Origin of the sequence: Aeromicrobium sp. (assembly GCF_047606445.1) — a bacterium.
In the GTDB taxonomy this organism is placed as follows: domain Bacteria; phylum Actinomycetota; class Actinomycetes; order Propionibacteriales; family Nocardioidaceae; genus Aeromicrobium.
Genome location: NZ_JASGEK010000002.1, coordinates 76,459 through 101,096, shown reverse-complemented (window position 1 = coordinate 101,096; position 24,638 = coordinate 76,459). Strand labels below are relative to the sequence as shown.

Below are 24,638 nucleotides of genomic sequence, written 5' to 3'. Positions count from 1 at the left end.
CAATACGGCCATGGCGCGTGAACGGATGATCGTGGCGGCGGGCGGCGTCGTGTGGCGCCCGCGGCCGGGCAGCAGGGACGGCGTCGAGGTGCTGGTCGCCCACCGTCCGCGTTATGACGACTGGACCTTCCCCAAGGGCAAGCTCGACCCCGGCGAGTCCGTGCGGCAGACGGCCGTCCGTGAGATCGCCGAGGAGACCGGCTACCGCGTCCGGCTCGGCCTGCCGCTGCCGACGGTGCGCTATCGCGTCGGGGCCGGGCCGAAGGTCGTGCACTACTGGACCGCCCAGCTCGACCCCGACGAGCCCGGAGGGTTCGCGCCGAACAAGGAGGTCGACGAGATCGTCTGGGTGCGGCCGCGCGCGGCGAAGGCACTGCTGACCTATGCGCACGACCTCGACCTGCTCGCCGCGTTCCGTCGGCTGCGCGACCGGGGCGCGCACAAGTCGCGCGTGCTCGTCGTGACCCGGCACGGCAAGGCGGCGCCGAGGTCGAAGTGGCGCGGCGCCGACGACGACCGCCCGCTGTCCGACCTCGGCTTGCGGCAGGCCGTCGCGCTGGCCGCGTCGATCACGCCCTACGGGCCGGGGCGTGTGCTGACGAGTCCGGCGCTGCGCTGCCGTCAGACGGTCGAGCCGCTGGCCGCCAAGGTCCGGGTCGATCCCCGTCTGGCCGAGCCGGCCCCGCGCGGCGCGGTGACGGCCGCGGTCCGCGAGGCCGTCGCGCGCCGCCGGCTCACCGTGCTCTGCACCCACCTGCCGACGATGACGCCGGTCTTCGACGCCCTCTCGCTCCCCGAGCCCGATCTGGCCCCCGGCGAGGCCGTCGTCGTCCACCACCGCCACGGCCGCGTCCTCGCCACCGAACGCCTCCCCTGACCGCCCGGGGAGGTACCTCAGCAACCCTACGGACGGGTGGGAGGTACGTCAGCAACCTCACCTCTCGGCCAGCGGTAGACCTGGTACCTATCCCGCCTTCGGATAGGTACCAGCGCTACCTTCCGCGCCTTCGTAAGGTTGCTGACGTACCTCCCGAGCGCCTTGGAGGGGAGGAGCCGGGAGCCGTTGGAAGAGCGTCCGCCATCGCTCGCCGAACTCAGGCGCGGGACCGTCGTAACCTTCCTTGACCAACGCCTCATGCACCCTGCGGACGACCGTCACCAGATTGCTCGCGTGTTCCTTCGTGACCTGGACATAGCGCAGCCCGAGGTCGCGCAGCGGGCCGTAGCGCTCGATGTCGCGAAGGTACTGGCGGCGGTCCGTCTGGTGGTGCCGCCCCTCGTACTCGACGACGGTGTTCCACCGCAGGTACGCCAGGTCGACGATCGCCAGCACGCTCCCCCGGTCCGCGATCTCGACGTTCGACTCGGGACATGGCAAGCCTGCGAACACCAGCGCGGAACGGATACGCGACTCCGCGGGCGACCACGAGCGGCCGTCGAGATACGCCGCGACCCACACGGCCTGCGGCGACCCGTCACGCCAATGGTCGTGCCGAGCGAGCGCGACCAACCCCTCCACGCTCATCTGCCCTTCGCGGACCAACCAGTCGCCCACGAGGATCGCGTCGACCGCCGTGGCGACGGCGCAGTAGGCGATGAACGCGGCCGTCGGCGACACGTCCTCGCCGTCGCTCACCGGCATCCGGTCCGTTCGGTGCAACATGATCTCGTCGGGAGCGCGGTGGTAGTCACGGGCGACGACGAAGTGCATCGGGAAGCGCGGGCCGTGGTCGAGGCCGAGCCGCTGGATCCGGGTGATGCCGGTGAGCCGGGCGTCCCTCGGCAAGGTCAGCCGGGCCGCCGTCACCCAGTCGTCTGGCGTCAGGTCGTGGCCCCGGACCACCCACACGCGTGGGAAGACCCGGCGATACGCCGCTCCTTGCAACATGCGCGGCGAGACGCCCGCGGCCCGCGCTTGGGCGACGGAGAAGGGACGGCCACGAAGTTCGTCGGGGATGCGTGGTGATCGGGGCATGCCCCAAGAGCAGCGCAGGTTCTCGATTCACGCCACTGTTTATCCACAACCGACGAAACGACGCGCTCTGGCGGACAGCTGGGAGGTACCTCAGCAACCTCACCACGAGGCGAGAGGTAGGCCAGGGACCCTACGAGGTGATCGTAGGGTCCCTGGCCTACCTCTCGCCCGCCCGTAGGGTTGCGGAGGTACCTCCCCGGGCGGAGCCGAGCGGACTCAGCCGAAGCGGCCCTGGATGTAGGCCTCGGTCGCCTCGTTGTCGGGGTTGGAGAAGATCTTCTCGGTGCGGCCCGACTCGATGAGGCGGCCCGGCTGGCCGACGCCCGACAGGTTGAAGAAGGCCGTGTCGTCGCTGACGCGGGCGGCCTGCTGCATGTTGTGGGTGACGATGACGATCGTGTAGTCCGTCTTGAGCTCGTGGATCAGATCCTCGATGACGCTCGTCGAGATCGGGTCGAGGGCCGAGCAGGGCTCGTCCATCAGCAGGATCTCCGGCTGCACGGCCACCGCGCGGGCGATGCACAGCCGCTGCTGCTGGCCGCCCGACAGGCCCGAGCCGGGACGGTCGAGACGGTCCTTGACCTCGGCCCACAGGCCCGCCTGGCGCAGCGCCCGCTCGACCGTCGCGTCGGCCTCGGACTTCTTCAGCTTCTTGTTGTTGAGCCGGTTCCCGGCGAGCACGTTGTCGTAGATGCTCATCGTCGGGAACGGGTTCGGCCGCTGGAAGACCATGCCGATCAGACGGCGCACGTTCACCGGGTCCATGTCGGAGGCGTACAGGTCCGCGCCGTCGACGAGCACCTTGCCCTCGACGTGCGCGCCCTTGATGACCTCGTGCATGCGGTTGAGCGAGCGCAGGAAGGTCGACTTGCCGCAGCCGGACGGGCCGATGAAGGCCGTGACCGACTTGGCCGGGATGGAGATGTTGACGCCCTCCACCGCGAGGAAATCGCCGTAGTAGATGTTCAGGTCCGAGACGTCGATGCTCTTGGCCATGATGATTCCTTAAGTCTGTCGAGCGCTCTCAGCGCTCGCCCTTGGGGGAGAAGTAGTAGCTGACGAGACGGGCGACGAGGTTGAGCACCATGACGATGATGAGCAGCACCAGGGCCGCGCCCCAGCCCCGGTCGATGCTGGCCTCCGGCGGCACGCCCGGGAACTTGACCGCGTTGTAGGCGAACACCGGCAGCGTCGCCATGCGCTCGCCGAACAGGTTGTAGTTCACCGAGTCGGTCAGGCCGGCGATGATGAGCAGCGGGGCGGTCTCGCCGATGACGCGGGCGACGGCCAGCGTCACGCCGGTCACGATGCCGGAGATCGCCGTCGGCAGCACGACCTTGGCGATGGTGCGCCACTTCGGCACGCCGAGGGCGAGCGAGGCCTCGCGCAGCTCGTTCGGGACGAGCTTGAGCATCTCCTCGCAGGACCGCACCACGATCGGCACCATGAGCACGCTCAGCGCGACCGAGCCGCCGATGCCCATCCGGACGCCCTCGCCGAAGAACAGGACGAACAGGGCGTAGGCGAACAGGCCGGCGACGATGGACGGGATGCCGGTCATCACGTCGACGAGGAAGGTGATCCAGCGCGACAGCCGGTTGCCGTCGGCGTACTCGACGAGGTAGATCGCCGTGAACAGTCCGATGGGCACCGAGATGACCGTGGCGGCCGCGGTGATCAGCAGCGTGCCGACCAGCGCGTGGTGTATGCCGCCGCCCTCGCCGACGACGTTGCGCATCGACTGGGTGAAGAAGTCGGCGCTCAGCTGGGGGGCGCCCTTGCCGATCACGAGCCAGAGGATCGAGCCGAGCGGGATGAGCGCGAGCCCGAAGGCCGAGCCGACGAGCAGCGTCACCGCCCGGTCGGTGGCCTTGCGGCCGCCCTCGACCACCCGCGAGGCGATCGGGAGGATCCAGGTGAGCGTCCAGCCGAGCAGCACCGCTTGCGTGATCGACGCGCTGGTGGCGACCGCCGCCACGAGGGCGACGAGCGCGGCGCCGCCGAGGACCGCGTACGGCAGCCAGGCGGGCAGCTGGTCCTCCCGGAGTCGCTGCTCCAGGTCGCCCCGAGGCGGGGTCGGAGTCTGTGCCGTGGTGGTCATCAGTTGGCTCCCGAGAAGTCCTTGCGGCGCTCCACGATGGCGCGCGCGGCGAAGTTGGCGGCGAAGGTGATCACGAACAGCACGAGGCCGCTGGCGATCAGCACGTTGGTGTAGAGGCCGAACGCCTCCGGGAACTGCAGCGCGATGTTGGCCGCGATGGTGCTCGGGTTCGTGCTGCCGATCATGTTGAAGGTCACGACGCCGGAGGCCGACAGGACCATCGCGACGGCCATCGTCTCGCCGAGCGCGCGGCCGAGGCCGAGCATGGCCGAGGAGACGATGCCCGAGCGGGCGTAGGGGAAGACCGCGAGCCGGATGAGCTCCCAGCGTGTCGCGCCCAGGGCGAGCGCGGCCTCCTCGTGCAGCCGGGGCGTCTGCAGGAAGATCTCGCGGCAGATGGCGGTCATGATCGGCAGGACCATCACCGCGAGCACGAGGCTGGCGGTCAGGATGCTGTTGGCCGAGACGCCGCCGTTGGGATTGCCGGCGAAGAACGGGATGAAGCCCAGGTGGCGGTTGAGCCACTCGTAGAACGGGGCCAGCTCGCGCGACAGGAACAGCAGGCCCCACAGGCCGTAGACGACCGACGGCACCGCGGCCAGCAGGTCGACGACGTAGCCGAGCGTGGCGGCCAGGCGGCGCGGCGCGTAGTGCGAGATGTAGAGGGCGACGCCGATGGAGACCGGGACCGCGATGGCGAGGGCGATGACGGCCGCCCAGACGGTGCCGAAGACGAGCGGCCAGACGTAGGCGAGGAAGCCCTTGCCGCCGGTCTTGCCGCCGAGTTCGTCGGGCGAGGCGGTGATGCCGGGCAGGCCTTCGAGGGTCAGGAAGATCGCGACGCCGAGCAGCGTCAGCAAGATCAGCAGGCCGGCCGAGGTCGACAGGCCGTGGAAGATGGTGTCGCCGAGGCGCCGGACCGGCTTGTCGGCCTTCGGCTCCTGCGGGAGGGTGCTGCTCACGGCAGAGACCTTTCGAGTCAGAGGAGGGGGAAGACGGGGCCGGGGCCGCCCGGCGGGTCTCGCCGAGCGGCCCCGACCCGCGAGATCACTTCGCGGCGATGGTGTCGACCGCGGCCGCCGACTCCTCGGCGATCGTGCCGGTGATCGGCGCGGCGCCCGCGTCGGCGGCGGCGGCCTCCTGGCCCTCCGCGCTGACGAGGTAGGCCAGCCAGTCCTTCACGAGCCCGGCCTTGGCGGCGTCCTCGTAGGTCTGGCAGGCGATCGCGTAGGAGACGAGCACGACGGGGTAGACGCCGGCCTCGGTCGTGGTGCGGTCGATCTCGATGGCGAGGTCGGTCTCCGCGCGGCCCTCGACGCGGCTGGACTTCTCCAGGATCGCGGTGGCGGCCTCGGGGCTGTACTCGACGAACTCCTCGCCGACCTTGACGGCCGCGGTCGACAGGTCGCCGGCCTGGCTGGCGTCGGCGTAGCCGATCGAGTTGTCGGTGGCCTTGACGCGGTCGATCATGCCCGAGGTGCCCTGGGCGCTCTCGCCCTCGGCGGTCGGCCAGGTCTCGACCTCGCCCGCGGTCCACGCGCCGCCGGAGGTCTCCTCCAGGTAGGCGGTGAAGTTCTTCGTGGTGCCCGAGTCGTCGGAGCGGTGGACCGTGACGATCGGCGCGTCCGGCAGCGAGGCGTCGGGGTTGTCGGCGGCGATCTTCGGGTCGTTCCACGTGGTGATGGCGCCCTCGAAGATGGCGCCGATGGTGGCCGAGGACAGGTTGAGGTCGTCGACGCCCTCGACGTTGAACACGACGGCGATGGGGCTCACGTAGACGGGCACCTCGACGACCTCGCCGCCGCAGCGCTCCTTGGCGGCCGCCAACTCCTCGTCGTCGAGGTAGGCGTCCGAGCCGGCGAAGTCGATGCCGCCGGCGACGAACTGCTCACGGCCGCCGCCGGAGCCGACCGGGTCGTAGTTGACCGTGGCGTCGGAGTGCTCGGTCTGGAAGGCCTGCTTCCACGCGGCCACGGCGGCCTGCTGGGAGCTGGCGCCGGCGCCGTTGAGCGTGCCGCCGGAACCGGACGAGCCGCAGGCGCCGAGGGCGAGCGAGGCGGTCACGGCGGCGGCCGCGAGGGGGAAGATGTTGCGCTTCACGAATGGAATCCCTTCAGGGGATGGGAACTGACATACGTGAAGCTAGAGAAGGCAGGTGTATCGGCGGCCCGCCGGCGGTGAACGACGGGTGAACGGCGCCGGAACGCTCAGAACGGCCTGGTCAGGGCAGGAAGAGATGCGCGACGCCGTACGTGCCGGCGGCGACGAGCGCGGCGGCGGGGATGGTGATGACCCACGCCGTGACGATGCCCTTGGCCACGCCCCAGCGCACCGCGCTGAACCTCTTGGTGGCCCCCGAGCCCATGATCGCCGAGGTGACCGTGTGGGTGGTGGAGACCGGCGCGTGCAGACCGATGGCCATCACGTAGAGCGTCGTGGCGGCGGTCGCCTCGGCGGCGAAGGCCTTCGGCGGGTCGAGGTCGATAATGCGTCGGCCGAGGGTGCGCATGATGCGCCAGCCGCCCGAGTAGGTGCCTGCGGCGATGGCCGAAGCGGCGGCGAAGATGACCCAGAGGGGGACGTCGTCACCGCTGCCGTAGCCTCCCGCGACGAGCGCGAGCACGATGACGCCCATCGTCTTCTGCGCGTCCTGCAGGCCGTGGCCGAGCGCCATACCCGCCGCCGAGACCGTCTGCGCGTGGCGGAAGCCGCGGCTGATCCGCGACGGGTTCGCCTTGCGGAAGATCCACATGATCGCGGTCATGATGCAGAAGGCGCCGAGGAAGCCGATGGCCGGGGACAGCACCATGGGGATGGCGACCTTCTTGACGAGGATCGACCATTCGACCGTGGTCGACGAGGCCAGGCCCGCGCCGACGATGCCGCCGATGAGCGCGTGCGAGGACGACGAGGGGATGCCGAAGTACCAGGTGATGAGGTTCCAGGTGATCGCGCCGATGAGCGCCGCGAGCACGATGGTCAGCGCGTGCGGGGCGTCGGCGGGCGAGGCGGCGCGCTCCTCGATGTCGATGATGTCTTGAATCGTCTTGGCGACGCCGACGCCGAGCAGCGCGCCGACGAAGTTGAGCACCGCCGCCATCGCGAGCGCGACTCGGGGGGTGAGGGCGCGGGTCGACACCGAGGTGGCGATCGCGTTCGCGGCGTCGTGGAAGCCGTTGGTGTAGTCGAACACCAAGGCGATGACCACGACGGCGACGACCATCGCCAGGGTCAGGGACACGCTCAGGACTCCTTGACGGCGATCTGCTCGACGATGTTGGCCACCGTCTCCAGCGCGTCGATGGCGTGCTCGACGGACTCGACGACGTCCTTCATCTTGAGCACCTCCATCGCCTTGTACGAGCCTCCGAAGAGGTTCGCCAGGATGCGGCGGTGGTTGCGGTCGCCGTCGTTCTCCAGACGGTTGATCTCGATCCAGAACTCGTCGAGGTCCTTCATCGTGCGCAGGCGCGGCATGGACTCGGCGGTCAGCCGGGCGGCGCGCTGCAGCACCTCGACCTGCTCGGCGAAGTGCGGCGGGAACTCCTCGACGTCGTACAGCACGATCGAGTCGACGGCCTCGTCCATGAAGTCCATGACGTCGTCGAGCGCGCCGGCGAGCGCGTAGATGTCCTCGCGGTCGAAGGGCGTGATGAAGGTGCTGTTGACCCGGCGCACGATGGCGTGGGTGGTCTCGTCGGCCTGGTGCTCGGCCTCGCGCATCTGCTTCGAGACCGCGGAACGGTCGACGCCGTCCTCGAGGATCTTCGCGAGCAGATCGGCGCCGGCCACGAGATGGCTGGCGGATTCGGAGAAGAGGTCGTAGAACGACGTCTCCACCGGTCGGATGCGGAAGCGCACGCCTCACTCCTGTCCACGGTCGGTTGGCCGTGCCCATGCTAGGGGTTCGCCTACGCGTCACCACGTCCGGGCGGGCGCCGACCGGTCAGGAGCCCGAGACGCCCAGGATCTCGTCGACCTCGGCCTGGGTGAGGACGGCGGCTTTCGAGGTCGCGGCGATCATCAGCCGACTGGTCATCTCGATCTCGTCGAGCGCGTTATCGTCGCGCAATCGCGCGTCCAGCGGCTCCGTCATGGCTCTCCCTCGCAGTTCCTCCCCCCTTCCCCGCAGGCCAGCCTAGACCCCTTCGACCGCCCGCGCGGGGAATCGGCGAAAACTGTGGACAGGCGGGATGGCAGACTGTCCCGGTCAGGGCCTTTAGCTCAATTGGCAGAGCAACGGACTTTTAATCCGTGGGTTGTGGGTTCGAGTCCCACAGGGCCTACCGCAACGCCTCCCCCGTGGCGCAGTCGCTCACAGATGTCGCACAGGAACACCTAGGGAAGCTCACAATCCGACCGACCATAGTCGGGGACATGAGCAACCTTCCCGAACCAGAGACCACCCCGCTGGGGCCCGCCTACGAGGGGCGCCTGCTGCCCCGACCCGACGACGACCTCGCCGACCAGGGCGCGGCCTTCGACGTCACGACCCTCGTCACCCGGCGCCGCCTGCTGGGGCTGCTCGGCCTCGGCGCCGGATCGCTCGCCCTCGCGGCCTGCGGCGGCGGGTCGTCCTCGTCGTCGGGCACCGCCTCGGCCACGACGACGAACAGCTCCTCGGCCACCTCGGCCGGGACCGCCGACGGCGAGATCCCCCAGGAGACCAACGGCCCCTACCCCGCCGACGGCACCAACGGCGTGAACGTGCTGGAGGAGTCCGGCATCGTCCGCCGCGACATCACCGCGAGCCTCGACGGCGGGACGGTCGCCGAGGGGACGCCCCTGTCGTTCACCTTCACCATCACCGACATGGCGAACGGGGACGTCCCCTTCGCCGGCGCGGCCGTCTACCTCTGGCAGTGCGACGCGCAGGGCCAGTACTCGATGTACACCGAGGCGATCGCCGAGGAGACGTACCTGCGCGGCGTGCAGGTCGCCGACGCCGACGGGAACGTCACCTTCGACACGATCGTGCCGGGCTGCTACTCCGGCCGCTGGACGCACATGCACTTCGAGGTCTATCCCGACGTCGACTCCGCCACCGACGTCGCGAACGCCATCGCGACCTCGCAGGTCGCCTTCCCGCAGGACATGCTCGACGCCGTCTACGCCGAGTCGACCTACGACGGATCGTCCCGCAACCTCAGCCAGATCGGCAGCATGGACAACGACAACGTCTTCGGCGACGGCCACGACCTGGAGCTCGGGACCTTCTCCGGCGACGTCGCCTCGGGCTATGTCGGCTCGCTGGCGGTCGGCGTCGACACCACCACCGAGGCCTCCGCGGGCAGTCCGGGCGGCGGCTCCGGCGGCGGCCCTGGCGGCGGGGGCGGCGGCGGTCAAGCGCCGGGCGCCCCGAACTGACACCCCTCCCCTTACCCACCCCACCCCTAAGGAACCACCATGTTGCAGAACCTCACCGGATGGCACTCGCTCGTCATCCTCGCCATCGTCCTGCTCGTCTTCGGCTCGGCCAAGCTGCCCGCGCTCGCCAAGAGCGTCGGACAGTCGGTCCGCATCCTCAAAGAGGAGACCCAGTCCGACCCCGCCGCCCCGGAGCGTGAGGACGCATGAGCGCAGCCACCGCCGCGCGGGGGACGATGCCGCTCGCGGCCCACGCCCGTGAGGCCCGACGGCGCGCGACCCGTGCGGCGGTGGCCTTCGCGCTGTGCGTGGTCGTCGGCTTCTGGCTGGCCGACCCCGTGCTCGACGTGCTGCGCCGCCCGGTCGAGGAGTTGGCGCTCTCGCGCGACGCGAGCCTCAACTACGACACCGTCACCGGCGCCTTCGACCTGACCCTCACGCTCGCGCTGTCGACGGCCGCCGTGCTGTCGAGCCCCGTCTGGCTGACCGAGCTGTTCCTGTTCGTCACGCCGGGCCTGACCCGTCGCGAACGGCGGGTGGCGCTCGGCTTCGCGGCGGCCGCCCTGCCGCTGTTCCTCGCCGGGTGCGCCTTCGGCCTGATGATCTTCCCGCACATGGTCGCGATGCTGACCGGGTTCTCCTCCGACGCCGACAGCACGATCCTCAACGCCTCCTACTACGTCGGATTCGTCGTGAAGCTCATGCTCGCGACCGGCGTGGCCTTCGTGCTGCCGGTGTTCATGGTGCTGCTGAACGTGCTCGGCCTCGTCTCGGCGGCCACCCTGCGCCGAAGCTGGCGGGTGATCGTCGTGGTCATCACGCTGTTCAGCGCCCTCGTCACGCCCGCGGCCGACGTCCTGTCGATGTTCCTGGTGGCCGTGCCGATGTCGGCGCTGTTCGGCCTGGCGCTGCTGATCACCTGGGCGCACGACCGCCGCGCAGCCCGGAAGGAGACCTCATGTTCGGCCTGACCTTCGAGAAGCTGCTGCTGATCGGACTGCTCGCCGCGGTCCTCGTCGGCCCGAGCCAACTGCCCGTCCACGCCCGACGGCTCGGCCGGATCCTGCGCGAGGCGCGCGACCTCCTGGAGACCGCGCGCCAGCGGGCCGAGGCGGAGACCGGCGTCTCGCTCGACCCCCACCAATACGACGTGCGCCAGATCCTGCGCGAGGCCCTCGACGAGCCGCAGCCGGTCGGACAGCCCGCGCCTCCGAGCCCCGCCGAACGCCTCGCCGCCCTCGGCCTCGACCGGCACCGCCGCGAACGCCCTGTCGAGGAGGACGCTGAGCCCGACGAGGTGCGAACGGGCGCGTGACGCAGGATGATGGGTCAGGGTCGCCATAGCGGCCCAGAACCATCATCCTGCGTCTCCCGGCAGGCGGGCGACCTACAGGATCGCGCCGGGGGTGTAGGCGGCGGCCTCGGGGTCGGCGGCGACGACCTGCTCGATCCGGGCTACGACAGCGACGATTTGGTCGACGGCCGCGCCGGTGAACTCGATGGGGGCCGCGACCAGGGCGTCGAGGTCGGCCTCGGTCAGGCCCAGGCGCTCGTCGGCGGCGAGACGGGCGAACAGGTCGTTCTCGGCCGCGCCGTTCTCGCGCATGCCCAGCGCCACCGACACCGCGTGCTCCTTGATCGCCTCGTGCGCGGCCTCCCGGCCCACGCCCGCGCGCACGGCGGCCATCAAGACCTTGGTCGTGGCGAGGAAGGGCAGGTAACGGTCGAGCTCGCGCTGCACGACCGCCGGGAACGCGCCGAACTCGTCGAGCACGGTCAGGAAGGTCTCGAACAGGCCGTCGGCGGCGTAGAAGGCGTCCGGCAGCGCGACCCGGCGCACCACCGAGCAGGACACGTCGCCCTCGTTCCACTGGTCGCCGGCCAGCTCGCCGATCATCGACACGTAACCGCGGATGACGACCGCGAGCCCGTTGACCCGCTCGGCCGAGCGGGTGTTCATCTTGTGCGGCATCGCGCTGGAGCCGACCTGGCCCGGCTTGAAGCCCTCGGTGACGAGTTCGTTGCCGGCCATCAGGCGGATGGTCGTGGCGAGGTTGCTCGGCGCGGCGACGGTCTGCGCGAGGGCGGTGACCACGTCGTAGTCGAGCGAGCGCGGGTACACCTGGCCGACGCTGGTCAGCGTGCGCGAGAAGCCGAGGTGTTCGGCGACCCGCGACTCCAGCTCGGCCAAGCTCACAGGATCGCCGACGAGGTCGAGCATGTCCTGGGAGGTGCCGACCGGGCCCTTGATGCCGCGCAGCGGGTAGGCGGCCAGCAGCGCGTCGATCCGGTCGAGCGCGACCAGCAGCTCGTCGGCGACGGTCGCGAAACGCTTGCCGAGGGTCGTGGCCTGCGCGGCGACGTTGTGGCTGCGGCCGGCCATCACCAGATCGGCGTGCTCGGAGGCGAGGCGGCCGAGGCGCGCCAGCGTCGCGACGACCCGGGTGCGGACGATGCGCAGCGAGCTGACGATCTGCAGTTGCTCGACGTTCTCGGTGAGGTCGCGGGAGGTCATGCCCTTGTGGATGTGCTCGGTCCCGGCGAGCGCGCAGAACTCCTCGATGCGCGCCTTGACGTCGTGCCGGGTGACCCGCTCGCGCTCGGCGATGGAGGCCAAGTCGACCTGGTCGATCACCGCCTCGTAGGCCTCGATCACGCCGTCGGGCGTCTCGACGCCGAGGTCGCGCTGGGCGCGCAGCACCGCGAGCCACAGCTGGCGTTCGGCGACGATCTTGTGCTCGGGCGACCACACATGGGCCATGCGCGACGAGGCGTACCGGGAGGCAAGGACGTTAGGAGCGCTCACCGGGTCATTCTCGCAGGGGAACTAGCAAGTGGAGGCGAGGGGACTGCCCGCGACCGATGCGAGCTCCAACCACCAGTACTCGACCATTTCCATATTTCGTAATACGATTACGGCATGAAGAAGCGGATCATGGAGGGCCGCGAGGTCTCCGACGAACAAGTACAAGCGTGGGCCGATGAGGCTGAAGCTGGTTACGACCCTGATGAGTTGCTGAAACAGTGGAGTCGAGGCCGACCACCTCGAGCGGAAAAGGCCTCCCGCGTGGTCACGCTGCGGTTCTCCGAGGAGGAGTTAGCCGAACTGATGGCCCGTGCGGACCGAGAGGGGATCGACCGGTCTACGGCGATCCGTGCCGCCGTGCACGACTGGGCGACCGCCTCGTGATCGTCGCGGATTCCGCGCTCAAACACGGGATCACCGCGGAGGCTGCGACAGCCGCCGCTCAGTCGTCGCTCGCAGGCGGTCCGCTGGACCACGAGAACCCACAACGGGAGTTGCGGGTCGGTCTAGACGATGCGGGCCGACTGCTGGAGATCGTCGTGCTGCTCTGGGATGACGGCGAGGTCGAGATCATCCACGCGATGAAGGCCCGCGCCGCCTACCGAAAACTCGTCACTGGACAGAGAGGCCGACCATAACGATCGCTTCCTCGAACCGTGCCGCGATTTCCAGCTCAGACCTTGGCGTAGTAGTCGACGTTCTTGAGGAGGATGCGGCGGCTGAGCTGGCCGTCCCATTCGACGGTGACGCCGTGGCGCTCCAGGAGAGGGATGACCTCGTTCGTCATGAGGTCGACCACCGTGGACTCGTAGTGGCGGGCCTTCGACTGGAAGAGAGGCTTCTTGGTGGTGGGGAACGCCCCGTAGCCGATGTAGGTCTCGCCCGTCTCTATCAGCGAGTCGGTGTCCTGCATGTGGTAGAAGACGTAGCCGCGCCAGGTGCGCGAGTCGTCGACTTCGTCCCAGATCTCCGTGGAACCGCAGGTGCCGCAGCAGGTGAAGTTCTCCCGGGCGACCACGCCGATCTCGGCCAGCGCCTCGAAGGCCCGCGTCAGCGTCGTGGCGGTCTCGGCGTCGCTCCACTGGGCCTGCTGGGCGCGGCGGGCCGTGAGCGCGGCGTCGAAGATCTCCTCGCCCTGGCCGACGATCGCCTCGGCCTCGTCGGCGTCGAGGTCGAGCCGCTCGGGCAGCTCGTCGGCGATCAGCTCGATGAAGCCGTCGACGTCGAGGTCGCCCCGCACGATCTGCTCCCACGCCCGCCGACGCAGCAGCTCCTCGACCTCGGGGCTGAGGTCGAAGGGCAGCCGGAACCCCTCCGGCTGCTCGTTGTGCAGCGTCATCACTCCCCCTGGCTGGCCGCCAACGCGATGTCCGTGCGGTGTTGGGCGCCGTCGAAGCCGATCTCCGCGACCCCGGCGTACGCCCGCTCACGGGCCTGGGCGAGGTCGTCGCCGACGGCGGTGACGGCGAGGACGCGACCCCCGGCGGTGACCAGACGGCCCTCGTCGTCGAGGCCGGTGCCCGCGTGGATCACGTCGACGCCCTCGATGGCGTCGGCCGCGTCCACCCCGGTGATGACGTCGCCGGAGCGGGACGACGCCGGATAGCCCGCCGACGACAGGACGACGGTGACCGCCGCGCCGTCGGCCCACTGCGGCAGCCCGACCTCGGCGAGCGTGCCGGTGGCCGCGCCACGCAGCAGCGCCGACAGCGGGGTGCGCAGCAGCGCCATGAGCGCCTGCGTCTCGGGGTCGCCGAAGCGGGCGTTGAACTCGACCACGCGCACGCCCCGGCTGGTCAGCGCGAGCCCGGCGTACAGCAGGCCCGCGAAGGGCGTGCCGCGCCGCGCCATCTCGTCGACCGTCGGCTGCAACACCCGGCGGGCGACCTCCTCGACCAGGTCGTCGGGCGCCCACGGCAGCGGCGTGTACGCGCCCATGCCGCCGGTGTTCGGACCCTCGTCGCCGTCGAGGGCCCGCTTGAAGTCCTGTGCGGGCTGCAGCGGCAGCACCGTCTCGCCGTCGGTGATGGCGAACAGCGACACCTCGGGACCGTCGAGGAACTCCTCGATGACGACCCGGCCGCAGGCCAGCGCGTGCTCGACGGCCTCGTCGCGGTCGTCGGTGACGACGACGCCCTTGCCCGCGGCGAGCGCGTCGTCCTTGACCACGTAGGGCGCGCCGAAGGCGTCGAGGGCGGCCTCGACCTCCTCGCGGGTCTCGCACACGTGCGCCATAGCGGTGGGCACCTCGGCGGCGGCCATGATCTGCTTGGCGAAGGCCTTCGAGCCCTCCAGCTGGGCGGCCTCGCGGCTCGGACCGAAGCAGGCGATCCCGGCCGCACGCACGGCGTCGGCGACCCCGGCCACCAGCGGCGCCTCCGGCCCGACGACGACCAGCTCGGCGCCGAGCGACACCGCGAGCGCCGCGACCGCCTCCCCGTCGAGCGGGTCGACCTCATGCCGCTCGGCGAACGGCGCGACGCCCGGGTTGCCGGGCGCCACATGCACCTCGCCCACCCCCGGGTCGCGCGAGAGAGCCAACGCGAGCGCGTGCTCACGACCACCAGTTCCGATGACGAGCGCCTTCACGCCCGCCACACTAGCGGTCCGCGTCGGCTGAGCCCAACAGATCCAGCTCCGGGGCGCGCCCGAAGACCGGGCTCCGCGTCCCCGTCGGACATGACGGCACCAATGCCGACGGGCGGCGTCCCGGCTGGTGGAGCCGGGACGCCGCCCGTCGGGAGCGGCTGGGCGTCAGGCCGCCCGACGGCGGTGGCGCAGCGCGAGCACGCCGGTGGCGAAGGCGAGGGCGGCGGCCATCGCGGCCGCGGTCCAGGCTCCCGCGCCGGCCGTCGGCAGCGCCGCGCCCGCCGGAGGCGTCCCGGCCGTCTCGACGGTGTCCTCGACGGTCTCCAGCGTGCCGCTCGAGACCTCGCCGTTCGCGCTGGCGGTGTTCTGCACCGAGCCGTCGGCCAGGTCGGCCGTCGTGACCACATACGGGTCTGCGGTGAACGTCACCGAGCCTTGCGGGGCGTCGTCGGGGACGTCCTCCATCTCGGCCGGGTACAGCTCGGCGACCGTCTCCGGGGTGATGCCGGTGACCTTGTCGTCGGTGACGACGAGGTCGCGGATGACCATGTTGCCCGTGTTCGTCACGACGAAGGAGTAATTGATCGTCTCGCCGACGTCGGCCAGGCCGTTGCCGTTGGAGTCCTGCAGCTCGGCGGACTTCTCGAGGGTCATGCTCGGATCGGGGTCGACGCCGAGGGTGACCGGGTAGTCCTCGACCTCGCCGCTGGTGGCCAGGCCGGTCGGATCCGCGGCGGCCTCGCTCGTCGCCGCGATCCGCACCCGCAGGAAGGAGGACGCCGTCTCGTCCTCGAAGAGCGGCACCGCGTCCTCGGGGACGTCCCAGGTCAGATCGACCGACGACCCCGTGCACTCGCGGACGTCGGAGGACTCCGTCGCCGCGTCGAAGTCCCCGTCGGCGTTCCAGTCGAGCCAGCCGCTCACGAAGCCGGTGCCGTCCTCCGCCGTGCTGCACGCGACGTCCTCGAGGGTGTAGGAGCCGCCCGCCCGCGTCGGAATCGGGTCGGTCGGGAGCGTCACCCCGTCGTCGCCGGTCAGGTCGCCCTCGGCGGTCGCGTGGTTCCAGTAGACGCTGTCGGCGTCGATGTCGGCGCCGAGGCGCAGATCGGTGACGGGCGTGCCGTACTCGAATTCGTTGGGGTTGGTGTCATTGACTCCCTCGGGCACCTCGCCGCCGCTGAAGCTCGGGGAGAACAGCGCGGCCGCCTCGCCGTAGGAGACCGGGGCGTCGCCGAAGTCGACCGGCAGGACCACGCCGAGCGCGATGGCCGAGATGCCGCCGCCGTTGATCTCGAAGTCGGCCTCGGTGGCGCCGTCGAGGAAGGCGACGAAGTTCGGCCCGTTGGTGCAGCCCTGCACCTCGAAGCCCAGGGTCAGCTCCCCCGTGGCCGTGTCGTGGGTGACCGTCTGCAGGCCGTCGCACGACGTGCCGTCGGCGTTGGCGCTGATCCCGTCGATCAGACGCCAGGTGGCGTCATCGGCGTCCGCCCCGCTGGGCGTCGCGCTGACGTACTCCGAGCCGCTGTCGTTCGATTCGAGCTCGGAGAACACCAGGCCGCTGAGCGGCACCTCCTCGCCGTCGAGGGCCGCCGTGCAGGAGAAGTTCGACTCCGCCAGCGCGCTCGCGGCCATGAGGCCGGTGACCAGCGTGTTCGTCGACGTCGAGTCCGCGCCGCCGATGTTGTACAGGTTGTCGAAGCCCGTGCCGTACGCACTGGGGTTGTAGGCCGAGATGGGGACGTCGTTCGCGGGCTGCTCGACCTCGCAGGTGGTCGTGAGCGTCTGGCCGGCGACGGTGCGCGAGCTGGTCGCGGGGGCCACCATGCGCCCGGTGCCGTCGTCGGCGTAGGTCAGGGCCTCCAAATGGTCGCCCCACTCGAGCCAGTCGATCTCCCCGACGTAGCGGCCCTCGGAGGTGGCGGGGTCGGCGTAGCGCGCCTCGGCGGAGGTCGCGCCGACGAGGGCCAGACCCCCCGCCACTGCGGTCGCGGCCAGAACGGCCCAGGACTTCTTCACAAGTTCACCCTTCTCAGTCGGACGCACGGCTGAGGAATCTCAGAGAGGCCTCAGCCTTGCCGAGCGCCACCCTAACCCGAGAACACGGAGAAAGGGAAGCCGAGCGAACGCCGACGGGCGGCGTCCCGGCGCGTGGAGCCGGAACGCCGCCCGTCAGGAGCGGCTGGGCGTCAGGCCGCGGTGCGGCGCTGACGACGCAGCACGAGCGTGCCGACGGCGGCGGCCACGAGGGCGAGCAGCAGGCCCGCCGCGCCGACCTTGGCGCCGGTGGTCGGCAGGATGCCGGCCTCCGTGGCCTCCTCCGCCGGCGGGCCGTCGGTCTCGACGGTGTCGCTGACGCTGACCTCCTCGCCGCCGATCGTGCCCGTGGCGGTCGCGGTGTTCTGCACCGTGCCGTCGGTCAGGTCGTCGGCGGTGACCACGTACGGGTCGGCGGTGAAGGTGACCTCGCCGATCTCGGCGTCGGCGTAGGACGGATCGTCCGTGTCGACGCCCTCCGGCGCGAGCTGCGTCACCGAGGCCGGGGTGATGCCGGTGACCTTCGGGTCCTCGACCGTCACGTCGTAGGCCGACAGGTTGCCGGTGTTCGACACGACGAAGGAGTAGTCGATCGTCTCGCCGGCGTCGGCGTAGCCGTTGCCGTTGGCGTCCTGCAGCTCGGCGATCTTCTCCAGCTCCAGGCCGGGCGTCGGGTCGACGCCCAGGTCGACGGCGTAGTCCTCGACCTCGCCGCTGGTCGACAGGCCGGTGGCCGAGGCGACCGCCGCCTCGTCGGCGCCGACGCGCAGACGCATGAAGGACTCGACCACGTCGCCGTCGTACAGCTCCACGGCGTCCTCCGGGACGTCCCAGGTCAGGGCGACGGACTCCGCGTCGCACGGGAACGCGCCCGAGCCCTCGCCGTCGTCGAAGGCGCCGTCGGCGTTCCAGTCGATCCAGCCCTGGACGAAGCCGCCGGTGCAGGCGACCTCGAGCGCGTAGGAGCCGCCGCGCGCCGTGGGGATCGCGTTGTCGCCGACGACCGCAGCCGCGTCGATGCCGTCGTCGCCCGTGTCGGCGTCCGCCTCGGCGTCGTCCCAGTAGGCGCTGTCGCCGTTGATGCCGTCGCCGAGGCGCAGGTCGGTCGTCGCCGTCGCGTACGACGCGGCGTTCGGCTGATCGGCGTTCGGGTTCACGTCGGTCCAGGTGTAGGGCTGCGTCGGATGGGTCCAGGTCGACGTGTCGCTGGTCGGGTCGAGCTCGGTGCTCTCCGGCGTGACGCCGCCGTCGAAGGTCGGGGAGTACAAGGCGCCCGCCTCGCCGTAGGAGACCGGGGCGTCGCCGAAGTCGACCGGCAGGACCACGCCGAGCGCGAGGACCGAGCCGCCGCTGGCCGTGCCGAAATCCATCGAGACAGACGTCTGACCCGCGCCGACGTCGAGGAAGGACACCAGCGCCGGACCGGCGCCGTCCGGGCAGGCCGTGGGGTAGCCCTGGCCCGTCATGATCATCGTGCTGTCAGGGCCCGCCGTACGGGTGTAACGCACGTCCGTCTCACACGACGTGCCGTCGTTGTTCTTGCCGTACCCGTCGATGAGACGCCAGGTGCCCTCGCCGTGCGCCGTGGCCTGCAGCCACTCTCCCTCACGGTTCTCCTCGGCGTCGCCGACGACCAGGCCGCTCAGCGGCACGCTCTCACCGTCGTAGGTGACCGAACAGGAGACCGAGCCGTCGCCGCCCTCGGTCACACCGGGCACCAGACCGGAGATCAGTTCGTTGCTGTTGCCCACGCCACCGATGTTGTACATCTCGTCCAGCGTGTCACGACCCCAGGCGCCGGGGCGGTAGGCCTTCCACGCCTCGGCGTCGTCGAAGCCGCTGATCGTGCACGTGGTGACGAGGTCCTTCCCGTCGATTTCGCGAGTGTTGACCTTCTCGCCGTTGGTCACCGACGCCCCCGCCTCGTCGGACCACTCGAACCAGTCGATCTCCCCGACGTAGCGGCCCTCGGAGGTGGCGGGGTCGGCGTAGCGCGCCTCGGCGCTGACACCGGTGGCGAGCACGAGCCCGCCTCCCAGCAGCGCCGAGGCCGCCAAGGCGGCCAAAGTCTTCTTCATCGTCCTTGCTCCTCATTCCATACGGAATCTCGGCTGTCCGCCGTAGCCCGGACGGGCACAGCGATTCCTGATCTTCCATAAAGACGCGCGCTTGACGTGATGATGACGCCGGAAAACGGGTTAACCCCGGGTGAAAAGGCGACGTCAGTCGACGAGGAGGCTGGCGAGGAGGTCAGCCGAGCAGATCGTGCAGGACGACCGTCTGCTCGCGGTCCGGGCCGACGCCGACCGCCGAGACGCGCGCGCCGCTCATCTGCTCGATCGCCCGCACGTACCGCTGCGCGGCGTCGGGCAGGTCGCTGAACTCGCGGGCGCCGGAGATGTCCTCGCTCCAGCCGTCGAGGAATTCGTAGACCGGCTTCGCGTGGTGGAATCCGGTCTGCGTCGAGGGCATCTCGTCGACCCGCTCGCCGTCGACCTCGTAGGCCACGCACACCGGGATCTTGTCCCAGCCGGTGAGCACGTCGAGCTTGGTGAGCACGAAGTCGGTGACGCCGTTGATCCGCGCGGCGTAGCGGGCGACCGGGGCGTCGTACCAGCCGCAGCGGCGCGGGCGGCCCGTGGTCGTGCCGAACTCGCCGCCGTTGGCGCGCAGCCGCTCGCCGTCGGCGTCGAACAGCTCGGTCGGGAACGGACCCTCGCCGACGCGGGTGGCGTAGGCCTTGACGATGCCGATGACGCGGGTGATCTGGGTGGGGGCGATGCCCGAGCCGGTGCACGCGCCGCCGGTGGTCGCCGACGACGACGTGACGAACGGGTAGGTGCCGTGGTCGACGTCGAGCAGCGTGGCCTGGCCGGCCTCCAACAGCACCGTCTGGTCGTCGGCGAGCGCCTCGTGCAGCAGCAGCGCGGTGTCGGCGACCATCGGGCGCAGCCGCTCGACGTAGCCGAGCAGTTCCTCGACGATCTCGTCGACGCCGACCGCGCGGCGGTTGTAGACCTTGGTGAGGATCTGGTTCTTGACCTCGAGCGCGCCCTCGACCTTGGCGCGCAGGATCTTCTCGTCGAAGAGGTCCTGGACGCGCACGCCGAGACGGTTCATCTTGTCGGCGTAGGTCGGACCGATGCCGCGCCCGGTGGTGCCGATCTTGCGGCTGCCGAGGAAGCGCTCGGTGACCTTGTCGAGGGTGCGGTTGTAGTCGGCGATGACGTGGGCGTTCGCGCTGATCTTGAGCGCGGAGGTGTCGATGCCGCGCGCCTCCAGACCGTCGATCTCCTGGAACAGCACGTTCAAGTCGACCACGACGCCGTTGCCGATGACCGGCACGCAGCCGGGGCTGAGAATGCCCGACGGCAGCAGGTGCAGCGCGTACTTCTCGTCGCCGATCACCACCGTGTGGCCGGCGTTGTTGCCGCCGTTGAACTTCACGACGTAGTCGACGCGGCTGCCGAGCAGATCGGTCGCCTTGCCTTTGCCCTCGTCGCCCCACTGGGCTCCGACGATCACGACTGCGGGCATCGCAGCCCACCCCTCACACACATGAGACAGCCCCGCGAACCGGGGCCTTGCGACCGTAGTCTACCCATGATCGGCGCGGAAAGCTCGGACGTCACACCGCCGGTCCGGGAGACGACGAGCAGCCGCGTCAGCTAGCGAGTCCACGGGCCAGCGCCTCACGCGCGTACTGACTCGTGCTGATGCCCCGCCGCTTCGCGTTCTCAATCACCAGTTCCCACAACGCCGGAGGCACTCGCACCGAGTGGGTCTCCATCGACTCGCTGGTGATCCAGGTGGGCGTCGCTCGGGTGAACTCGTCGTCGGGGAAACCGGCGTCGGCCTCGGCTCCCCAGCGTTCAATGTCGGCGTCAGTGAAGGTGACGCCGTTGATGTCGGTGTAGGTGTTGCTCATCGTGCGTTCCTCATTTCCTTCCTGAAGCCTTCGGTGAGGTAGTTCGCGTGGATCACGAGCACCCCGTCTGTGGTGTGGATGATGACCAGTTGGATCTCTCGGGCCGTGTTGTCGAACCCGATCACGCCCCATCGTTGAGGGTCGGTGTTCTGGTCGCGGTTTCTGATCTGCGCGGCGTCGATGCCCGTCTCGACGGCTCTGACGATCTGCTCGGGGGTCAGACCATGCTTGAGCGCATGAGGGTGGATACCGATCCGCACACCTCCAGCGTACGGGAGGTATCGCGTCGCGTAAACGCCTCGCCGAGACTCACGAGAAGTGCCCACGAAATATGATCGCCAGTGGGTGGGGGAAGTGGGTTGACAGTGACGGGTTGGTTCAGAGGCGCCCGCGTCATAGACTCACGACATGTTGGACTCGACCATCTTGGAACGCGTCGATCAACTCAGCGCCACCGAGTTGATCGAGCTTCGTGACGCGATCGAGGTCAAACTCGGCCACGATGTCCCCGCCGGACAGTGGGCCTTGCTGGAACGGCGTGTCGCCGACGCCGACGCTCGCCCCGACGACCACATCACGCTCGACGAGTGGAAAGCTCGCCGCCGCGCGCGTCGCGCATGAGCTACGACGTCCATATCCTCGCGAACGCTCAACGAGACCTGACGGAGATCGAAGCCTTCTACGACGAGAACGCCCCTGAGGTGACTGAACGCCTCCTCGACGCGCTCCAAGCTTCGATGGACTGGATCGCGCTGCAGGCGCACACACCGGCTGTCAGCCGCTACGGCCTCCGCCACGTCAGCACCCAGGGGTACCCGTATCGCATCTGGTACCGGCTGTTCGAGGACGCCGCGCTGGTTCAAGGTCATCGCGGTGTTACACCATCGCCGGGGCGATGACGCCCTCAGCGACCGCCTGCGCTGAACGCCGGGAACCCACCATGCCAAGCGAGCGGACGCTCGTCGACCTTTTGCGGTCAGCCGACGAGGACGCGGTAGGCCTCCAGGCTGGACTCGCGCAGGAACTCGCGGCAGCGGTGGGCCTCGGCGACGTCGCCGAGACGCTGCGAGGCCTCGGCCAGCACGGCGAGGGAGCGCAGGAAGCCCTGGTTCGGCTCGTGCGACCACGGCACCGGGCCGTGGCCCTTCCACCCGTTGCGGCGCAGGCCGTCGAGCGAGCGGTGGTACGAGGTGCGCGCGAAGGCGTAGCCCTCCAGATCGCGCCCGTCGGCCAGCGCCTCGGCCGACAGCAGCGCCCACGCGAGCGTCGAGTCCGGATGCGCGGCGGCGACCTCGGCGATCGGCTCGCCGGCCTCCACCATCGCCGCCCCCGGGTCGGCGGGCAGCAGCGTCTCGGACGGTTCCCCCAGCAAATTGCTCATTGATCCACCCTAAGGCAGACCACGCGGGTCACCAACTGGCGTGCAGCGGGCGGCCCTCGTCGTAGCCGGCCGAGCTCTGCAGGCCGACGACGGCGCGGTCGGCGAACTCCTCCAGCGACCGGGCTCCGGCGTAGGTGAAGCTCGACCGGACGCCCGCGGTGATCTGGTCGATCAGATCCTCCACGCCGGGACGCTCGGGGTCGAGGAACATGCGCGAGGTGGAGATGCCCTCCTCGAACAGCGCCATGCGAGCCTTCTCGAAGCCCGCCGCGTCACGGGTGCGGTTGGCGACGGCGCGCGAGGACGCCATGCCGAAGGACTCCTTGTAAGGGCGTCCGTCCGGGCCGGTCTTGAGGTCGCCGGGACTCTCGTGGGTGCCGGCGAACCACGAGCCGATCATGACGCTCGCCGAGCCGGCCGCGAGCGCGAGCGCCACGTCGCGGGGATAGCGCACGCCGCCGTCGGCCCACACGTGCGCGCCGAGCTTGCGGGCGGCCTTGGCGCACTCCAGCACCGCCGAGAACTGGGGGCGGCCGACGCCGGTCATCATGCGGGTGGTGCACATGGCGCCCGGGCCGACGCCGACCTTGAGGATGTCGGCGCCCGCCTTGACGAGGTCGCGCACGCCGTTGGCCGACACGACATTGCCCGCCGCGACAGGGATCCGGCGACCGGTCGCGGCCTCGTGGGCGTCGCGGGCGGCCTTGACCACCGGCAGCGCGGCGATCATCTTGGCCTGGTGGCCGTGCGCGGTGTCGACCACCAGCACGTCGACGCCGGTCGCGAGCAGCGCCTCGGCCTTGCCCTGGACGTCGCCGTTGATGCCGACGGCCGCGCCGACGATCAGCCGGCCGTCGGGGTCGACGGCGGGCGCGTAGATCGTCGAGCGCAGCGCGCCCTTGCGGGTGACGAGGCCGACGAGCGCGTCGCCGTCGAGGACCGGCGCGAAGGGGACGTGCCGGGCGGCGAGCGCGTCGAAGTAGTCGCGCGGCTCCCGGCCCGCCTCGACGGTGGACACGTCGGTGCTCATCACCTCGTGGACCTGGGCGAAGCGGTCGACCTCGGCGCCGTCGCGCTCGGTGACGATGCCGAGCAGCCGGTCGCCGTCCGTCACGAGGGCCGCGCCGTGCGCCCGCTTGGGGATGAGGCTGAGCGTCTCGCCGACGGTGGTGTGCGCGCTGACCGTCACGGGGGTCTCGTAGACGGTGTGCGCGCCCTTGACCCGGGCGACCGTCTCGGCGACGACGTCGAGCGGGATGTCCTGCGGGATGATCGCGACGCCGCCGCGCCGGGCGATGGTCTCGGCCATGCGGCGGCCGGAGATGGCGGTCATATTCGCCACGACCAGCGGCAGTGTCGCGCCCGTGCCGTCCGGTGTCGACAAATCGACGTCGAAGCGGCTGGCGACCTCGGATCGTCGCGGCACCATGAAGACGTCGTTGTACGTCAGGTCATGGGCGGGACGCAGGTTGTTGAGAAACTCCACCCCGCGAGTCTAGGCGTCGGGTCCGTCACCGCGCCGGTCCGCTCGTCGTCCGTCGTCTTGCCAAGGTCTGAGCCACCGGCCATACTGAAGCCATACCGCCCGCCTCCTTCGTGGGGCGGGTTTAACTTTTCTCGGAACATCGCCCACACGATTCACCAAGGCGCCGGTTTCTCAAGTCGGCCGATCATGACGGGCAGTTGGGCGCCGAACAGATCCGCCGGGGTGAGTTGGTACCACCAGTGCCCTCCCACTCCATCGGCAGGAGCGCCGTTGAGCGCGCCCGCCGTGTACCCCTTCGTCGGGTTGATCGTGCCGACCGGAACGCGATCACGAGCTTGCCGGATCGGGAACTCCAGATCGCTGTCATTGCTGATGACGACCGCCGCGTCGACGCTGTGCTGCAGAACGTCGAGGAGGAGATGGGACGCGACATTGACGTCGCTCCCCTTCTCCTCCCGTCGAGCGACCGAGACCATGAAGGTGGCGTCCGGGATATCGGTCGTGCAACTCCCGTCCTTCACCATGACCGGCCAGTCAGGCCGGGCCAGCACCGGACGCCGCCGTCGGCTGGCGGTCGCCAAGGGCGCGGTGGCGACACGGCTGACATACGTGCCGTAGGCGATCTCGTCGACGGACCCCGACGCGGCCAACGCGCGCAAGTAGACCTCTTGCTCTCGCGGACCGGCGGCGCCCGGGTTGTTCGCGTCCGCCTTGATACGCGCCGTGCAATAGACGACGCGCAGCGACGTCACGGGAGGCCACCCCGCGTGAGCGGCGATCACCCGAGCGGCCAGGGAGCGCAAGTCGAGCCACCGCCACCCGGCGACGCCACCGCCGCCGACCATGAACTTCCCTCCGTAGTAGAGGTTGAAGCCGTCGACATAGACACCTACACGCATCGCGTTCCCCCGTCTCCCGTTCCCACAACGCTAGGCCGGCCGGCCCGGGGATGTCGACCATTCGCGCCGGCC

Annotated in this window: 28 protein-coding genes and 1 tRNA gene; 10 read left to right on the top strand and 19 right to left on the bottom strand. The window is 70.2% G+C overall.

Annotation, left to right across the window (positions count from 1 at the left end):
• Positions 1-10 precede the first annotated feature (10 nt).
• A complete protein-coding gene (locus QM621_RS00720) occupies positions 11-877 on the top strand; it encodes an NUDIX hydrolase (RefSeq protein ID WP_414988425.1) in 867 nt (288 codons plus the stop codon).
• 87 nt (positions 878-964) lie between these two features.
• Here QM621_RS00720 and QM621_RS00715 read toward each other — a convergent pair whose 3' ends face one another.
• From QM621_RS00715 to QM621_RS00680, 8 genes are all read right to left on the bottom strand, one after another.
• Positions 965-1,975 carry a hypothetical protein gene (locus tag QM621_RS00715; protein WP_414988424.1) on the bottom strand — a complete coding sequence of 337 codons (1,011 nt, stop codon included), beginning with the start codon at positions 1,973-1,975 and terminating at the stop codon, positions 965-967.
• Between the two features lie 216 nt (positions 1,976-2,191).
• On the bottom strand, positions 2,192-2,971 hold the full coding sequence (gene pstB / locus QM621_RS00710; RefSeq protein ID WP_414988423.1) for a phosphate ABC transporter ATP-binding protein PstB: 780 nt from the start codon (positions 2,969-2,971) through the stop codon (positions 2,192-2,194).
• Positions 2,972-2,999: 28 nt separating this feature from the next.
• Positions 3,000-4,076: a phosphate ABC transporter permease PstA gene (pstA, locus tag QM621_RS00705; RefSeq protein ID WP_414988422.1), complete on the bottom strand. Its 1,077-nt coding sequence runs from the start codon at positions 4,074-4,076 to the stop codon at positions 3,000-3,002.
• Entirely contained in the window at positions 4,076-5,038 is a 963-nt protein-coding gene (gene pstC / locus QM621_RS00700) for a phosphate ABC transporter permease subunit PstC (RefSeq protein ID WP_414988421.1), read from the bottom strand. Before pstC ends, pstA begins: the two co-directional genes overlap by 1 nt.
• A gap of 85 nt (positions 5,039-5,123) precedes the next feature.
• Positions 5,124-6,176: a phosphate ABC transporter substrate-binding protein PstS gene (pstS, locus tag QM621_RS00695; protein ID WP_414988420.1), complete on the bottom strand. Its 1,053-nt coding sequence runs from the start codon at positions 6,174-6,176 to the stop codon at positions 5,124-5,126.
• A gap of 121 nt (positions 6,177-6,297) precedes the next feature.
• Positions 6,298-7,317 (bottom strand): inorganic phosphate transporter, encoded by a 1,020-nt coding sequence (locus QM621_RS00690; RefSeq protein ID WP_414988419.1) that lies wholly within the window; start codon positions 7,315-7,317, stop codon positions 6,298-6,300.
• A 2-nt stretch (positions 7,318-7,319) separates the two neighbouring features.
• Positions 7,320-7,937, bottom strand: a complete 618-nt coding sequence (locus tag QM621_RS00685; RefSeq protein WP_414988418.1) for a DUF47 domain-containing protein — start codon at positions 7,935-7,937, stop codon at positions 7,320-7,322.
• An 85-nt stretch (positions 7,938-8,022) separates the two neighbouring features.
• Positions 8,023-8,172: a hypothetical protein gene (locus QM621_RS00680; RefSeq protein ID WP_414988417.1), complete on the bottom strand. Its 150-nt coding sequence runs from the start codon at positions 8,170-8,172 to the stop codon at positions 8,023-8,025.
• Positions 8,173-8,289: 117 nt separating this feature from the next.
• On the opposite strand from QM621_RS00680, the gene QM621_RS00675 reads away from it, so the two are divergent.
• The 5 genes from QM621_RS00675 (at position 8,290) to QM621_RS00655 (ending at position 10,758) form a co-directional block, all read left to right on the top strand.
• Positions 8,290-8,362: transfer RNA gene (locus QM621_RS00675), tRNA-Lys, on the top strand.
• A 91-nt stretch (positions 8,363-8,453) separates the two neighbouring features.
• On the top strand, positions 8,454-9,443 hold the full coding sequence (locus QM621_RS00670) for a 3,4-dioxygenase subunit beta (RefSeq protein WP_414988416.1): 990 nt from the start codon (positions 8,454-8,456) through the stop codon (positions 9,441-9,443).
• 39 nt (positions 9,444-9,482) lie between these two features.
• A complete protein-coding gene (locus QM621_RS00665; RefSeq protein WP_414988415.1) occupies positions 9,483-9,653 on the top strand; it encodes a twin-arginine translocase TatA/TatE family subunit in 171 nt (56 codons plus the stop codon).
• Positions 9,650-10,414 (top strand): twin-arginine translocase subunit TatC, encoded by a 765-nt coding sequence (gene tatC / locus QM621_RS00660; protein WP_414988414.1) that lies wholly within the window; start codon positions 9,650-9,652, stop codon positions 10,412-10,414. The genes QM621_RS00665 and tatC overlap by 4 nt, the downstream gene beginning before the upstream one ends.
• Positions 10,402-10,758 (top strand): twin-arginine translocase TatA/TatE family subunit, encoded by a 357-nt coding sequence (locus tag QM621_RS00655; protein WP_414988413.1) that lies wholly within the window; start codon positions 10,402-10,404, stop codon positions 10,756-10,758. Before tatC ends, QM621_RS00655 begins: the two co-directional genes overlap by 13 nt.
• A 72-nt stretch (positions 10,759-10,830) precedes the next feature.
• Here QM621_RS00655 and purB read toward each other — a convergent pair whose 3' ends face one another.
• Entirely contained in the window at positions 10,831-12,249 is a 1,419-nt protein-coding gene (purB, locus tag QM621_RS00650; protein ID WP_414988412.1) for an adenylosuccinate lyase, read from the bottom strand.
• Between the two features lie 114 nt (positions 12,250-12,363).
• Between purB and QM621_RS00645 the strand changes: the two genes are divergently transcribed.
• Together QM621_RS00645 and QM621_RS00640 are read left to right on the top strand one after the other, a co-directional pair.
• Positions 12,364-12,633 carry a ribbon-helix-helix protein, CopG family gene (locus QM621_RS00645; RefSeq protein ID WP_414988411.1) on the top strand — a complete coding sequence of 90 codons (270 nt, stop codon included), beginning with the start codon at positions 12,364-12,366 and terminating at the stop codon, positions 12,631-12,633.
• Positions 12,630-12,887 (top strand): hypothetical protein, encoded by a 258-nt coding sequence (locus QM621_RS00640; RefSeq protein ID WP_414988410.1) that lies wholly within the window; start codon positions 12,630-12,632, stop codon positions 12,885-12,887. The genes QM621_RS00645 and QM621_RS00640 overlap by 4 nt, the downstream gene beginning before the upstream one ends.
• 35 nt (positions 12,888-12,922) lie before the next feature.
• Here the strand turns inward: QM621_RS00640 and QM621_RS00635 are convergent, their stop codons facing one another.
• From QM621_RS00635 to QM621_RS00605, 7 genes are all read right to left on the bottom strand, one after another.
• Positions 12,923-13,588, bottom strand: coding sequence for a DUF6891 domain-containing protein (locus QM621_RS00635; protein WP_414988409.1), 666 nt, complete (start codon positions 13,586-13,588; stop codon positions 12,923-12,925).
• The gene (purD, locus tag QM621_RS00630) at positions 13,588-14,838 is read right to left on the bottom strand and encodes a phosphoribosylamine--glycine ligase (protein ID WP_414988408.1); all 1,251 of its coding nucleotides are present in this window, start codon (positions 14,836-14,838) and stop codon (positions 13,588-13,590) included. The genes QM621_RS00635 and purD overlap by 1 nt, the downstream gene beginning before the upstream one ends.
• Positions 14,839-15,003: 165 nt before the next feature.
• On the bottom strand, positions 15,004-16,854 hold the full coding sequence (locus QM621_RS00625) for a CshA/CshB family fibrillar adhesin-related protein (RefSeq protein WP_414988407.1): 1,851 nt from the start codon (positions 16,852-16,854) through the stop codon (positions 15,004-15,006).
• Positions 16,855-17,024: 170 nt separating this feature from the next.
• Positions 17,025-18,950 (bottom strand): CshA/CshB family fibrillar adhesin-related protein, encoded by a 1,926-nt coding sequence (locus QM621_RS00620; RefSeq protein ID WP_414988406.1) that lies wholly within the window; start codon positions 18,948-18,950, stop codon positions 17,025-17,027.
• 172 nt (positions 18,951-19,122) lie between these two features.
• Positions 19,123-20,409: an adenylosuccinate synthase gene (locus QM621_RS00615; RefSeq protein WP_414988405.1), complete on the bottom strand. Its 1,287-nt coding sequence runs from the start codon at positions 20,407-20,409 to the stop codon at positions 19,123-19,125.
• A 127-nt stretch (positions 20,410-20,536) separates the two neighbouring features.
• A complete protein-coding gene (locus QM621_RS00610; protein ID WP_414988404.1) occupies positions 20,537-20,800 on the bottom strand; it encodes a hypothetical protein in 264 nt (87 codons plus the stop codon).
• Entirely contained in the window at positions 20,797-21,060 is a 264-nt protein-coding gene (locus tag QM621_RS00605; RefSeq protein ID WP_414988403.1) for a hypothetical protein, read from the bottom strand. The genes QM621_RS00610 and QM621_RS00605 overlap by 4 nt, the downstream gene beginning before the upstream one ends.
• A gap of 148 nt (positions 21,061-21,208) precedes the next feature.
• Here QM621_RS00605 and QM621_RS00600 point away from each other — a divergent pair, with 148 nt between their 5' ends.
• Both QM621_RS00600 and QM621_RS00595 read left to right on the top strand, forming a co-directional pair.
• The gene (locus tag QM621_RS00600) at positions 21,209-21,421 is read left to right on the top strand and encodes a hypothetical protein (protein WP_414988402.1); all 213 of its coding nucleotides are present in this window, start codon (positions 21,209-21,211) and stop codon (positions 21,419-21,421) included.
• Positions 21,388-21,699: a hypothetical protein gene (locus tag QM621_RS00595; protein WP_414988401.1), complete on the top strand. Its 312-nt coding sequence runs from the start codon at positions 21,388-21,390 to the stop codon at positions 21,697-21,699. Before QM621_RS00600 ends, QM621_RS00595 begins: the two co-directional genes overlap by 34 nt.
• Before the next feature lie 77 nt (positions 21,700-21,776).
• Here the strand turns inward: QM621_RS00595 and QM621_RS00590 are convergent, their stop codons facing one another.
• The 3 genes from QM621_RS00590 to QM621_RS00580 all read right to left on the bottom strand — a co-directional run bounded on the left by QM621_RS00590 (position 21,777) and on the right by QM621_RS00580 (position 24,566).
• Positions 21,777-22,181 carry a DUF3151 domain-containing protein gene (locus tag QM621_RS00590; RefSeq protein ID WP_414988400.1) on the bottom strand — a complete coding sequence of 135 codons (405 nt, stop codon included), beginning with the start codon at positions 22,179-22,181 and terminating at the stop codon, positions 21,777-21,779.
• Between the two features lie 28 nt (positions 22,182-22,209).
• The gene (locus QM621_RS00585) at positions 22,210-23,667 is read right to left on the bottom strand and encodes a GuaB1 family IMP dehydrogenase-related protein (RefSeq protein ID WP_414988399.1); all 1,458 of its coding nucleotides are present in this window, start codon (positions 23,665-23,667) and stop codon (positions 22,210-22,212) included.
• A gap of 152 nt (positions 23,668-23,819) precedes the next feature.
• A complete protein-coding gene (locus tag QM621_RS00580) occupies positions 23,820-24,566 on the bottom strand; it encodes a hypothetical protein (protein WP_414988398.1) in 747 nt (248 codons plus the stop codon).
• Positions 24,567-24,638: the final 72 nt, after the last annotated feature.